Genomic DNA, 12,616 nt, shown 5'->3' on the forward strand with positions numbered 1-12,616 from the left:
GTTACTTCCGGCATTGTCACAGGTCCGACCCGGTCCGCGTCGAGCGCCTATCGCCGACCGTGACCATACGGTGTCCTAGGGGCCGAATGACCGGATCGGCGCGGAGACGCACCGACGATTCCCGCTACGGTAAATGGGTGCCACTGGTCGCCGCTGCCGTCTGCCCACATCCGCCCCTGCTCGTGCCCGAGGTGGCCGGCTCCGCGGCCCCGGAGCTGGACGACCTGCGGGCGGCCTGCGACACGGCCGTACGCCGGTTGCTGGCCGTCGACCCGGACACCGTGGTGCTGCTCGGCACCGGCCCGGTGACCGGCCTGGTCCACCCCCCGGCCACCGGTTCCCTCCAGCCGTGGGGTGTCGACCTGGACGTGCCGCTGGTCCCCGGCCAGCCCGACCGGGGTGCGGTCCTGCCGTTGAGTCTGACCATCGGCGCCTGGCTGCTGGCCCGGCACGGGGCGCGAGAGTCGGTGACCGCCGTCCAGGTGGCCGCCGACGCCGGCCCGGCCGAGCTGGCCGTGCTCGCGGACGAGGTGGGCGCCGCGGGCGACCGGGTGGCGTTGCTGGTGCTCGGGGACGGGTCGGCCTGCCGGGGCGAGAAGGCCCCCGGGTACGACGACGCGCGCGCCCACCCGTACGACAAGCGGGTCGCCACGGCGCTGGCCGAGGCGGACCTGGACGTTCTGCTCGACCTCGACCCGGTGTTGTCGGCGGAGCTGAAGGCCGCCGGCCGCGCGCCCTGGCAGGTGCTCGCCAGGGCGGCCGGCGCGGCCGGCGGCGGCTGGCGCGGCGAGCTGCTGCACGACGCGGCCCCCTACGGTGTCGCCTACTTCGTGGCGTCCTGGGAGCGGGTGTGACGGGCGGCGCGGGGGGCACCGTCGTCGCCGTGGTCGGCCCGACCGCGGCGGGCAAGTCGGCGCTGAGCATCGCGTTGGCGCACGCGCTGGACGGTGAGGTGGTCAACGCCGACTCGATGCAGCTCTATCGGGGCATGGACATCGGCACCGCCAAGTTGACCCCCGCCGAGCGGGACGGGGTGCCGCACCACCTGTTGGACATCTGGGAGGTCACCGAGCCGGCGAGCGTCGCGGAGTACCAGCGGCTGGCCCGTGCGGCGGTGGACGACATCCTGTCCCGGGGGCGGGTGCCGTTGTTGGTCGGCGGGTCCGGCCTGTACGTGCGGGCGGTGCTGGAGCGTTTCGAGTTTCCCGGCACCGACGCGGCGCTGCGCGAGCGGCTGGAGCGGGAGTTGGCCGAGGTCGGTCCGGCCCCGCTGTACGCGCGGCTGCGCGCCGCCGACCCGGTGGCCGCGGAGGGCATCCTGCCCGGCAACGGTCGGCGGATCGTCCGGGCGCTGGAGGTGATCGAGCTCACCGGCGCGCCGTTCGCCGCGTCGCTGCCGCAGCCCACGCCGTACTACCCGTCCGTGCAGCTCGGGGTCGACCTGGACACCGCGCTGCTGGACGAGCGGATCGCGCTGCGGGTCGACCGGATGTGGGCTGACGGTCTGGTGCCGGAGACCCGGGAGCTGGTCGGGCGGGGGCTGCCCGAGGGGCGGACGGCCAGTCGGGCGCTGGGCTACCAGCAGGTGCTGCGTCTGCTCGCCGGTGAGCTGACCGAGCCGCAGGCGCACGACGAGACGGTCCGGGCCACCCGGCGCTTCGTCCGCCGGCAGCGGTCCTGGTTCCGGCGGGATCCGCGGATCCACTGGCTGGACTCGGCAGCGCCGGACCTGATCGGGGCCGCGCTGCGTCTGGTGCCGGCCGCTGCGCGATGATGGGGGCGTGGAGTTCACAAAGGGCCACGGCACCGGCAACGACTTCGTCCTCCTTCCCGACCCGGACGGTCAGCTCGACCTGACCCCGGAGCTTGTCGCGGCGCTCTGCGACCGGCGGCGGGGCATCGGCGCGGACGGCGTGCTGCGGGTGGTCCGGGCGGCCAAGTATCCGGACGGGGCCGGGCTGGCCGGCGAGGCCGAGTGGTTCATGGACTACTGGAACGCCGACGGCTCGTTCGCCGAGATGTGCGGCAATGGCGCCCGGGTCTTCGTGCGCTACCTGCTCGACACCGGGTTGGCGACGCCGGCCGGCGCGGCGCTGCCGGTGGCCACCCGGGCCGGCGTGGTGCGTGCGCTGGTCGAGGGCGACGCCGTGTCCGTCGAGATGCGCCGACCCCGGGTGTACGACACGTCGACCGCCACCCTGGGTGGGCTGACCCTGCCGGGCACCGCTGTGGATCTCGGCAATCCGCACCTGGTCTGTGTCCTGCCGGCCGGCGTGGAGCTGTCCGCGCTGGACCTGACCGTCGCGCCCGGGTTCGACCCGACGGTCTTCCCGAGCGGGGTGAACGTGGAGTTCATCGTGGCGGGCGATCCGGTCGACGGCACCGACGAGCACTCAGTGATGCGGGTGTACGAGCGTGGCAGCGCCGAGACCCTGTCCTGCGGCACGGGCGCCTGCGCGGTGGGCGCGGTGGCCCTGCGCGACGCCGGTCGGGACACCGGCGTGGTCGCCGTGGACGTCCCCGGCGGCCGTGTCACTGTCACCGTCACCGAAAACTCCTGCTGGCTGTCCGGCCCCGCCGTCCTGGTGGCGACCGGCGAGCTGAACCCGACAGCGCTCCGCCCCTGACGCCGCCGACCCGTTGAGCAAGAGATCCGCGTCGGAGTTCGTGCTTCCACCGACGCGGACCCCTTGATCAACGGGGTTGGGTGTTACGGGGTGGCGCTGGCGTTCGCCGCGATCTCGGGAAGGTCGGTGGGGCCGGGGTCGGCCGCCGGCAGCGGGCTGGGGTTGTGCGCGGCGGCGCGGACGGCGGCGGCGACCGCCGGGGCGACCCGGGAGTCGAAGACGCTCGGCACGATCACCGTCGGGTTGATCTTTTCCTCGCCGACCACGTCGGCGATGGCCCGGGCGGCCGCGATGGCCATCTCCTCGGTGAACTCCTCGGCGTGCGCGTCGAGCATCCCGCGGAACACTCCGGGGAAGGCGAGCACGTTGTTGATCTGGTTCGGCTGGTCCGAGCGGCCGGTGGCGACCACCGCGGCGTGCTTACGCGCCTCCCGCGGGTCGACCTCCGGGTCCGGGTTGGCGAGCGCGAAGACGATCGAGTCCTTGGCCATCTGGGCGATGTCGTCGCCGGTGAGCAGGTTCGGCGCGCTCACCCCGATGAACACGTCGGCGCCCCGGATCGCACCCGGCAGGTCGCCCGAGTAGTTCTCCTTGTTGGTGTTGTCCGCCAGCCACTGCCACGCCGAGTTGAGCCCGGTCAGCCCACGGTGCAGGGCGCCCTGCCGGTCGTACGCGATGATGTCGCCGACGCCCTGACGCAGCAGCAGCTTCATGATCGCGGTACCGGCCGCGCCGGCGCCGGAGACGACCACCCGGACGTCCTCCAGCTGCTTGCCGACCACCCGCAGCGCGTTGGTCAGCGCGGCCAGCACGCAGATCGCGGTGCCGTGCTGGTCGTCGTGGAACACCGGGATGTCCAGCGCCTCGCGCAGCCGGGCCTCGATCTCGAAGCAGCGCGGCGCGGCGATGTCCTCCAGGTTGATCCCGCCGTACGCCGGCGCGATCGCCTTCACGATCTGCACGATCTCGTCGGTGTCCTGGGTGTCCAGCACCACCGGCCAGGCGTCCACGCCGCCGAAGCGCTTGAACAGCGCGGCCTTGCCCTCCATCACCGGCAGCGAGGCGGCCGGACCCAGGTTGCCCAGGCCGAGCACCGCGGAGCCGTCGCTGACCACCGCGACGGTGTTGCGCTTGATGGTCAGTCGCCGGGCGTCCGCCGGGTTCTCGGCGATCGCCATGCAGACCCGGGCCACCCCCGGGGTGTACGCCCGGGACAGCTCGTCGCGGTTGCGCAGCGCGACCTTCGACGTCACCTCGATCTTGCCGCCCAGGTGCAGGAGGAACGTCCGGTCCGACACCTTGCGCACGTCCACGCCGTCCAGCGCGGTCAGCGCGTCGACCACCTGGTCGGCGTGGCCGGCGTCGGCGGTGTCGCAGGTCAGGTCGACGATCACGTTTGTCGGGTCGGAGTCCACCACGTCCAGCGCCGTGACGATCGCGCCGGCCTCGCCGACGGAGGTGGTGAGCCGGCCGATCGAGGACGCGTCCGCGGTCACGGCGATCCGGATGGTGATCGAAAATCCGGCGCTCGGCAGTCGGGTGATGGCCACGGGATCCCTCCGTCACGGCTGTGCGGCCAATCGGCCGCCGCCCGCATTTCTACCGGGTTGTCGCAGCCGACCAGCATTCGCCCCCACTTTTGGCGACCCTGACCATGGGCATATAGCGGGTGCGTTCGGCGTTGTGTCATGTCAGGATTACGTTCCACTTATCAAAACGGACAGGAGAACCGCTTGCGAGACCAGGAGAGCTTTGTCCCCGTCGAGGACGAGCTCGACGACGTCACCACCGGCGAGATGGATCTGTCGGAGCGACAGTCCCTCCGACGCGTCCCGGGCCTGTCAACCGAGCTCACCGACGTCACCGAGGTGGAATACCGCCAGCTGCGGCTGGAGCGGGTCGTCCTGGTGGGCGTCTGGACCGAGGGCACGGCGGCCGACGCGGAAAACTCGCTGGCCGAGCTCGCCGCGCTGGCCGAGACCGCCGGTTCGCAGGTGCTCGAAGGGCTGATCCAGCGCCGCAGCCGACCCGACCCGGCCACGTACATCGGCCGCGGCAAGGTCGACGACCTCGGCGCGGTGGTCCTGTCCAGCGGCGCCGACACTGTCATCTGTGACGGTGAGCTGTCCCCGTCGCAGCTGCGTAACCTGGAGCAGCGCACCAAGGTCAAGGTCGTCGACCGGACCGCGCTGATCCTCGACATCTTCGCCCAGCACGCCAAGAGCAAGGAAGGTAAGGCTCAGGTCGAGCTGGCCCAGCTCGAATACCTGCTGCCCCGCCTGCGCGGTTGGGGTGAGACGCTCTCCCGGCAGACCGGTGGTTCCGGCCGTGGCGGCGGCGCCGGCGGCGGCGTGGGTGTGCGTGGTCCCGGTGAGACAAAGCTGGAGACCGACCGGCGGCGGATTCGTCACCGCATCTCCCGGCTGCGCCGTGAGATCAAGAGCATGCGCACGGTACGCGTCACGAAGCGCGCCCGCCGCAGCCGTAACTCCGTTCCCGCAGTGGCCATCGCCGGCTACACCAACGCCGGCAAGTCCAGCCTGCTCAACCGGTTGACCGGCGCGGGCGTGCTGGTGGAGAACGCGCTGTTCGCGACACTGGACCCGACCACCCGTAAGGCGACCGCCTCGGACGGCCGGCTCTACACGCTCTCCGACACCGTCGGTTTCGTCAGGCACCTGCCGCACCAGATCGTCGAGGCGTTCCGTTCGACGCTGGAGGAGGTCGCCGAGGCGGATCTGGTGGTGCACGTCGTGGACGGCACCCACCCGGATCCGGAGGAGCAGGTCCGGGCGGTCCACGCGGTGCTCGCCGAGGTGAGCGCGGAGCGGCTTCCCGAGTTGCTGGTGGTCAACAAGACCGACGCGGCCGATGAGGACACTCTGCTGCGGCTCAAGCGGCTCTGGCCGGACGCGATCTTCGTCTCCGCGCACTCCGGGCGGGGCATCGACGGGCTGCGCGCGGCGATCGAGGAGCGGCTGCCGCGACCGGCCGTGGAGGTCCGGGCGGTGCTGCCGTACGACCGCGGTGACCTGGTTGCCCGGGTGCACCGCACTGGCGAGGTGCTCAGCACGGCGCACCTGCCGGAGGGCACCCTGCTGCACGTCCGCGTCGCTGCGGACCTCGCCGCGGAGCTGGCGCCGTTCGACGTCGAGCGGGAGGGTCAGGCGGCCGTCAGCCGATCCTGAGCGACCACGGTGTTATCCGCCGGAAACGCGTGGCATGCGACACTGGCCGAATGCGCCGCGTTGTTTCCTCGGTCACGGTTGCCCTCGGCCTGCTCGGGGCAACCGTGGCGCTCGCCGGAGTCGCCGCGGCGGCTCCCGCCCCCGGGTCGTCCGAGCCGCCCGCCGCCACCGCCGGCCAGAAGCGGTGCACGATCACCGACGAGCGGCTGCGCGAGCTGTCCGGTCTGGTCGCGACAAAAAGTGGCTACATCGTCATCAACGACAGCACCGACCTCACGGCACGCGAGCGGATCTTCTTCCTCGACACCAAGTGCAAGGTCTCGAAGGAGCCGGTCCGGTACGCGGGCCAGGGGCCGGTCGACACCGAGGATCTTGCCCTCTCCAAGGACGGCGAAACCCTGTGGATCGCCGACACCGGTGACAACACCGACTCGAAGGAGCGCCGCACGCGCGTCGCGCTCTGGTCGATGCCGGTCACCGGTGCGAAGCAGCCGACGCAGCACCGGATCTCCTACCCGGAGGGCAAGCCGCACGACGCCGAGGCATTGCTCATCGACGACGACGGCAAACCGCTGATCATCACGAAGGTCACAAGCGGCAAGGCCGAGATCTACGCGCCGACGGCGGCGCTGCGCAACGGCGACGCCGAGGCGGTGCCGATGCGCAAGGTCGGCGAGATCGCGCTGCCGAAGACGCAGACGGAGAACCCGCTCAACACGTTCGGCCGGATCGCCATCACCGGCGCGGCCCGGTCGCCGGACGGCTCCCGGGTGGTCCTGCGCACCTATGCGGACGCCTTCGAGTACGACGTGAGCGGCGGTAACATCGTCGGCGCGCTCACCACCGGCAAGCCCCGGGTGACGGCGCTGGCGGACCCGTTCGGCGAGGCCATCAGCTACACCACGGACGGCAAGTCGTTCCTGACCGTCTCCGACGCGTTCCGGTTCGCCGAGGACGAGTCCCTGGACATCCTCAGCTACACGCCGTCCACCTCGACCGCGGTGCCACTCGCGGCGGGGGCGGGGGGCGCCAAGCCGGGGGCCTCGAAATCCTGGACGGCCGGGCTCGACTTCGACGACATCACCTATCTGGTCGGCGCGGTCGGGTTGATCGGCCTCCTGCTTGTCGGTGCCGGCATCGTCGGCATCATCCGGGCCCGCCGGCGGTTGCCGGCCACCGACGCGTCGGAGACGTCGGACCGGGACGGCGAGTCGTTCAACCCGCGCACCGGCCGTGCCGTCGACGGTTCCCCGGCGGTGGGTGACCGTAAGGGCGGTGTCTACGGTGGCGGCGCGCCGGCGGCGGGCACCTACGGCGGTGGCGCGGGTCGCGGTGGCCCGACTCCGGCGGGTGGTGCCGTGTACGGCGGTGGCCGACCCGCCGCGGCCGACGGTGGCTACGGAGCGGCACGACCGGACGGCGGCGCTGCCGGTGTGTACGGCGGCGGTCGTCCCCCAGCGGGCGGCGGTCCTCGTCCTCCGGCGGGCGGCGGCCCTCGTCCCCCGGCCGGTGGTGGACGCCCCCACGGTGGCGGTCGCCCTCCGGTGGGCGGTGGCGGACGTCCCCCAGCCGGCGGAGGCGGTGGACGCCCGCAGGGCGCCGGTGGTGTTCCGCCGGGCGGGGGCGGTCGTCCGGGCAGTGGCGTGTACGGCGGTGACGGCGGCCAACCCGGCGCCGGTCGTGCGGAACCGCCGCGACGCGGCGAGCCGGAGCCGGACCCGCGGGGCCAACGACCCGGCCGTCGCCGTGACGACGACGCGCCCGTCGACCCGTATGGGCAGTATCCCGGGGGTCGCGGCCACCGGGGCGACCGTTACTGACGGGGGTTCATCCGCCGCTGACAACCGACGCGGGTGAGCGCCAGTGGGCACTCACCCGCCGATCGGTCAGATGCGGCGCAACACCGCCACGACCCGGCCCATGATGGTGGCGTCGTCACCGGGGATCGGGTCGAAGGCCGGGTTCTGTGGCATCAGCCAGACGTGCCCGTCGCGCCGCCGGTAGGTCTTGACCGTCGCCTCGCCGTCGAGCATGGCGGCCACGATCTCGCCCGAGTCGGCGGTCGGCTGCTGCCGGACGACCACCCAGTCGCCGTCGCAGATCGCCGCGTCGAGCATCGAGTCGCCCTTGACCTGGAGCATGAAGACCTCGCCCTCGCCCACCAACTCGCGGGGGAGCGGGAAGATGTCCTCCACTGCCTGCTCGGCGAGGATCGGCCCACCGGCGGCGATCCGACCGAGCATCGGCACGTACGCCGGGGTCGGTCGTTGTGCCCGGGACAGCTCGTCGTCGATGGCCTCGCTGGGGGCGCGGACGTCCACCGCGCGCGGCCGGTTGGGGTCGCGGCGCAGGAAACCCTTCTTTTCCAGCTCCTTGAGCTGGTAGGCGACGCTGGACGGCGACACCAGGCCGACCGCCTCGCCGATCTCCCGGACGCTGGGCGGGTAGCCGTGTCGCTCCACCCAGTTGCGGATGAACTCCAGGATGCGACGCTGACGGGCGGTCAGGTCGACAGTCGCCGGGTCGGGGAAGGCGCTGACGACCGGGGTGACCGGGCGTACAGCGGGCTGACCCGTCCGGCTGCGCGCGGCGCTGCGGCGTCGGGTGGCCGGGGGGCCCGCCTCGGTGATCTGCTGCGGGCTCTTCGGCCGGCTGGCCCGGTCCTCGGTCACGTCCGTCCTCCCTGGTCGGCGCTGGGTGCCTCGTCGGCTCGTGGTGCGTGCGGTGGTGCCACGTTGTTCATGACCGTATAGGTGAGATCGGTCATTTTCAAACATCTGTACGACCTCTCACCGGCGTGTCGGGGTGAAAAACCGCTCCCGTCGTACGGATGTTCTGATAAATGGTACGTCGGGTAGCACTGGTGTTCGATCCTCGACCGTTTTCCGGGCTACTCCGGCCGGCCGGTCGGTAACCCGGGCGAGGTCTCGACGTTGGGGTTTTCGGACCTGCTGGTGGGCGTCGATGACCGGATGGTCCGTGACGCGCCGGACACGCCGGCCAACTTGACCCGGCTTCCCCGGCGACATACGGTCGACCCCTAGATGTAGTAGTGACACGGGCGTAAGTTGCCCACAGGTTGGGTCCGACTACCGACCGCACTCCCGTAACGTCGATCACGGCGGGCGTCATCCGAGGATGGCACCGTCGCGGTGGGTCGTGCCCGGGGCGCGGCGCAGTCGATCATTTTCAAGGAGGTGGGCGATGCGGTGTCCGTACTGCCGACACGCTGACTCCCGGGTGGTCGACTCGCGGGAGGCCGACGACGGCCAGCTCATTCGGCGGCGGCGGTCCTGCCCGGAGTGCGGCAAGCGCTTCACCACCGTCGAGGAGGCGGTCCTCGCGGTCGTCAAGCGCAGCGGGGTGACCGAGCCGTTCAGCCGGACGAAGATCATCGGCGGGGTGCGCAAGGCGTGCCAGGGTCGGCCGGTGGACGACGACTCCCTCGCGCTGCTCGCGCAGCGGGTGGAGGAGACCGTCCGGGCCAAGGGGGCCGCCGAGATCCCCAGTCACGACGTGGGCCTGGCGATCCTGGGCCCGCTGCGCGACCTGGACGAGATCGCCTACCTGCGGTTCGCCAGCGTCTACCGCTCCTTCGACTCGCTCGCCGACTTCGAGCGCGAGATCGAGACGTTGCGGGCCGCTGCGCGCGCCCGGGAGCAGGGCCGGGCCGACGCGGTCGAGGCCGCCGGCCGTACCAGCTGAATCTGCACAGTTTTTCGAGAGATTGGGACGCGCGGTGGGTGACCGCGCAGACGAGGGGGGCGACGGCGTGACAACTAGCCGTTCACGGAACAAGGCAGGCGCGGGGCTGAAGATCGAGCGGGTGTGGACGACCGAGGGGGTCCACCCGTACGACGACGTCGCGTGGGAGCGCCGCGACGTCGTGATGACGAACTGGCGGGACGGCTCGATCAACTTCGAGCAGCGGGGGGTCGAGTTCCCGCAGTCGTGGAGCGTCAACGCGGCCAACATCGTCACCACCAAGTACTTCCGGGGCGCGGTGGGGACCCCGGAGCGGGAGTGGTCGCTCAAGCAGCTGATCGACCGGGTGGTCACCACCTACCGCACCGCGGGCGAGGAGTACGGCTACTTCGCCAGCCCGGCGGACGCCGAGATCTTCGCCCACGAGCTGACCTGGATGCTGCTGCACCAGGTGTTCAGCTTCAACTCGCCGGTCTGGTTCAACGTCGGCACGCCGTCGCCGCAGCAGGTAAGCGCCTGCTTCATCCTGGCCGTCGACGACTCGATGGACTCGATCCTCGACTGGTACAAGGAGGAGGGGCTGATCTTCAAGGGCGGCTCCGGCTCCGGGGTCAACCTGTCGCGGATCCGCTCGTCCCGTGAGCTGCTCTCCTCCGGCGGCACCGCCTCCGGCCCGGTCAGCTTCATGCGCGGCGCGGACGCCTCGGCCGGCACCATCAAGTCCGGCGGCGCGACCCGCCGCGCGGCCAAGATGGTCATCCTCGACGTCGACCACCCCGACATCGAGGAGTTCGTGGTCACGAAGGCGCGCGAGGAGCACAAGATCCGCGCGCTGCGTGACGCCGGGTTCGACATGGACCTCGGCGGCTCCGACATCGTCAGCGTGCAGTACCAGAACGCCAACAACTCGGTCCGGGTCTCCGACGAGTTCATGGCGGCCGTGGAGAACGGCGGCGGCTTCGACCTGCGGGGCCGGCTGGACGGCTCGGTGATCGACACCGTCGACGCCAAGAAGCTGTTCCGCACCATCTCGCAGGCCGCCTGGGAGTGCGCCGACCCGGGCCTGCAGTACGACGACACGATCAACGACTGGCACACCTGCCCGGAGACCGGCCGGATCACCGCATCGAACCCGTGCTCGGAGTACCTGCACCTGGACAACTCCTCGTGCAACCTGGCCTCGCTCAACCTGATGAAGTTCCTCCGCGCCGACGGCGGCTTCGAGGTGGAGAAGTTCGTCAAGTCCGTCGAGTTCGTCATCACCGCGATGGACATCTCGATCTGCTTCGCGGACTTCCCGACCGAGAAGATCGGTGAGACCTCCCGCGCCTACCGGCAGCTCGGTATCGGCTACGCCAACCTGGGCGCCCTGCTGATGGCCACCGGCCTGCCGTACGACTCGGAGCAGGGCCGCTCGGTCGCCGCGTCGATCACGTCGCTGATGACCGGCACCGCGTACCGCCGCTCGGCCGAGCTGGCCGGCGTGGTCGGCCCGTACGACGGTTACGCCCGCAACGCCGAGCCGCACAAGCGGGTCATGCGCAAGCACGCCGCCGCCAACGACGAGATCAAGCCGACCAGCCCGGTGGCCACCGCGATCGTCCGCGAGGCGACCAAGCAGTGGACCCAGGGCAACAAGATCGGCGACAAGTTCGGCTGGCGCAACGCCCAGGCCAGCGTCCTCGCCCCGACCGGCACCATCGGCTTCATGATGGACTGCGACACGACCGGTGTGGAGCCGGACCTGGCGCTGGTCAAGTTCAAGAAGCTGGTCGGCGGCGGCTCGATGCAGATCGTCAACCAGACGGTGCCGCGCGCCCTGCGCAGCCTCGGCTACCCCGAGGAGCAGGTCGAGGCGATCGTCGAGCACATCGCCGACCACGGTCACGTCGTGGACGCCCCGGGCCTCAAGCCGGAGCACTACCCGGTCTTTGACTGCGCCATGGGCGAGCGGACGATCGCCCCGATGGGTCACGTGCGGATGATGGCGGCCATCCAGCCGTTCGTCTCCGGGGCCATCTCCAAGACGGTCAACATGCCGGAGGCGGCCACCGTCGAGGACGTCGAGAAGATCTACTTCGAGGGCTGGAAGCTCGGCCTCAAGGCGCTGGCGATCTACCGGGACAACTGCAAGGTCGGTCAGCCGCTCTCGGTGGCCAAGTCCAACAAGGCCACCGAGCCGGCCGCCGTCGAGGCCGCGCCGGTCGCCGTGGAGAAGGTCATCGAGTACCGGCCGGTGCGTAAGCGCCTGCCGAAGAAGCGCCCGTCCGAGACGGTCAGCTTCTCCGTCGGTGGCGCCGAGGGCTACCTCACCGCGTCGTCCTACCCGGACGACGGCCTCGGCGAGGTCTTCCTGAAGATGTCCAAGCAGGGCTCGACCCTGGCCGGCGTGATGGACGCCTTCTCGGTGGCCATCAGCATCGGCCTCCAGTACGGCGTGCCGCTGGAGACGTTCGTCAGCAAGTTCACCAACATGCGCTTCGAGCCGGCCGGCATGACCGACGACCCGGACGTGCGGATGGCGGCCTCGGTGATGGACTACATCTTCCGTCGCCTGGCGCTGGACTTCCTGCCCTACGAGCGCCGCGCCGAGCTGGGCATCTTCACCGCCTCGGAGCGGGCCGCCCAGTTGCGGGCCGAGGCCGACGCGGAGGCCGCCGCCGTCACCGGCGTCGAGCTCACCGCGATGGCGTCCTCGGCACCGGTGGAGGCCCCGGCCAAGTCGGAGGCCGTCGCCCAGCCGGCCCAGGAGATGGCCGACGTGGCCGCCGCCAAGCCGGCGCCGAGCGTGGGCTCCAGCACCGAACTGCTGGAGGCCGTCATCGGCAAGGCCGCCGACGCGCCGCTCTGCTTCACCTGCGGTACGAAGATGCGCCCCGCGGGCAGCTGCTACGTCTGCGAGGGCTGCGGCTCCACCAGCGGCTGCAGCTGACGTACGTCTAACGCGGCGCTGCCCCGGTCTCCCTCGCGGGAGGTCGGGGCAGCGCCGTTTCCGGATCTCGTCCCTCATGATCAAGTGATGAGAAGTAGGTAAAGGATGGCCCTGGGGCCTACTTTTCATCACTTGATCATGGGAAGTGCGACGGTCTGGGCGGC

At 71.2% G+C, this 12,616-nt stretch carries 9 protein-coding genes; 7 read left to right on the plus strand and 2 right to left on the minus strand.

The window, feature by feature from the left end:
* The first annotated feature begins 86 nt into the window (after nt 1-86).
* From ACQPWW_RS08345 to dapF, 3 genes are read left to right on the plus strand one after another with little or no spacing between them, the layout of a single operon-like run.
* Entirely contained in the window at nt 87-854 is a 768-nt protein-coding gene (locus ACQPWW_RS08345) for a class III extradiol dioxygenase subunit B-like domain-containing protein (RefSeq protein WP_433130741.1), read from the plus strand.
* Nucleotides 839-1,774 (plus strand): tRNA (adenosine(37)-N6)-dimethylallyltransferase MiaA, encoded by a 936-nt coding sequence (gene miaA, locus ACQPWW_RS08350; protein ID WP_433134216.1) that lies wholly within the window; start codon nt 839-841, stop codon nt 1,772-1,774. The genes ACQPWW_RS08345 and miaA overlap by 16 nt, the downstream gene beginning before the upstream one ends.
* A gap of 7 nt (nt 1,775-1,781) precedes the next feature.
* On the plus strand, nt 1,782-2,627 hold the full coding sequence (gene dapF / locus ACQPWW_RS08355; protein ID WP_433130744.1) for a diaminopimelate epimerase: 846 nt from the start codon (nt 1,782-1,784) through the stop codon (nt 2,625-2,627).
* A gap of 83 nt (nt 2,628-2,710) precedes the next feature.
* Here the strand turns inward: dapF and ACQPWW_RS08360 are convergent, their stop codons facing one another.
* Nucleotides 2,711-4,177 (minus strand): NAD-dependent malic enzyme, encoded by a 1,467-nt coding sequence (locus tag ACQPWW_RS08360; protein WP_433130746.1) that lies wholly within the window; start codon nt 4,175-4,177, stop codon nt 2,711-2,713.
* Nucleotides 4,178-4,360: 183 nt separating this feature from the next.
* On the opposite strand from ACQPWW_RS08360, the gene hflX reads away from it, so the two are divergent.
* Nucleotides 4,361-5,815 carry a GTPase HflX gene (gene hflX, locus ACQPWW_RS08365; protein ID WP_433130748.1) on the plus strand — a complete coding sequence of 485 codons (1,455 nt, stop codon included), beginning with the start codon at nt 4,361-4,363 and terminating at the stop codon, nt 5,813-5,815.
* Between the two features lie 50 nt (nt 5,816-5,865).
* Nucleotides 5,866-7,635 (plus strand): hypothetical protein, encoded by a 1,770-nt coding sequence (locus ACQPWW_RS08370; RefSeq protein WP_433130750.1) that lies wholly within the window; start codon nt 5,866-5,868, stop codon nt 7,633-7,635.
* A 66-nt stretch (nt 7,636-7,701) separates the two neighbouring features.
* Here ACQPWW_RS08370 and lexA read toward each other — a convergent pair whose 3' ends face one another.
* Entirely contained in the window at nt 7,702-8,487 is a 786-nt protein-coding gene (gene lexA / locus ACQPWW_RS08375) for a transcriptional repressor LexA (RefSeq protein ID WP_030489395.1), read from the minus strand.
* Between the two features lie 532 nt (nt 8,488-9,019).
* On the opposite strand from lexA, the gene nrdR reads away from it, so the two are divergent.
* Together nrdR and ACQPWW_RS08385 are read left to right on the plus strand one after the other, a co-directional pair.
* Nucleotides 9,020-9,520 (plus strand): transcriptional regulator NrdR, encoded by a 501-nt coding sequence (gene nrdR, locus ACQPWW_RS08380; RefSeq protein WP_091400542.1) that lies wholly within the window; start codon nt 9,020-9,022, stop codon nt 9,518-9,520.
* 34 nt (nt 9,521-9,554) lie between these two features.
* On the plus strand, nt 9,555-12,452 hold the full coding sequence (locus tag ACQPWW_RS08385; protein ID WP_433130753.1) for a vitamin B12-dependent ribonucleotide reductase: 2,898 nt from the start codon (nt 9,555-9,557) through the stop codon (nt 12,450-12,452).
* Nucleotides 12,453-12,616 lie beyond the last annotated feature (164 nt).

The sequence above is a fragment of the Micromonospora sp. CA-240977 genome (assembly GCF_050942285.1).
Lineage (GTDB): Bacteria > Actinomycetota > Actinomycetes > Mycobacteriales > Micromonosporaceae > Micromonospora.

Excerpts from the sequence above, each read along its gene's own strand:
- nrdR (WP_091400542.1), top strand. The coding sequence starts at position 9,020 with ATGCGGTGTCCGTACTGCCGACACGCTGACTCCCGGGTGGTCGACTCG.
- ACQPWW_RS08345 (WP_433130741.1), top strand. The coding sequence starts at position 87 with ATGACCGGATCGGCGCGGAGACGCACCGACGATTCCCGCTACGGTAAA.
- ACQPWW_RS08370 (WP_433130750.1), top strand. The coding sequence starts at position 5,866 with ATGCGCCGCGTTGTTTCCTCGGTCACGGTTGCCCTCGGCCTGCTCGGG.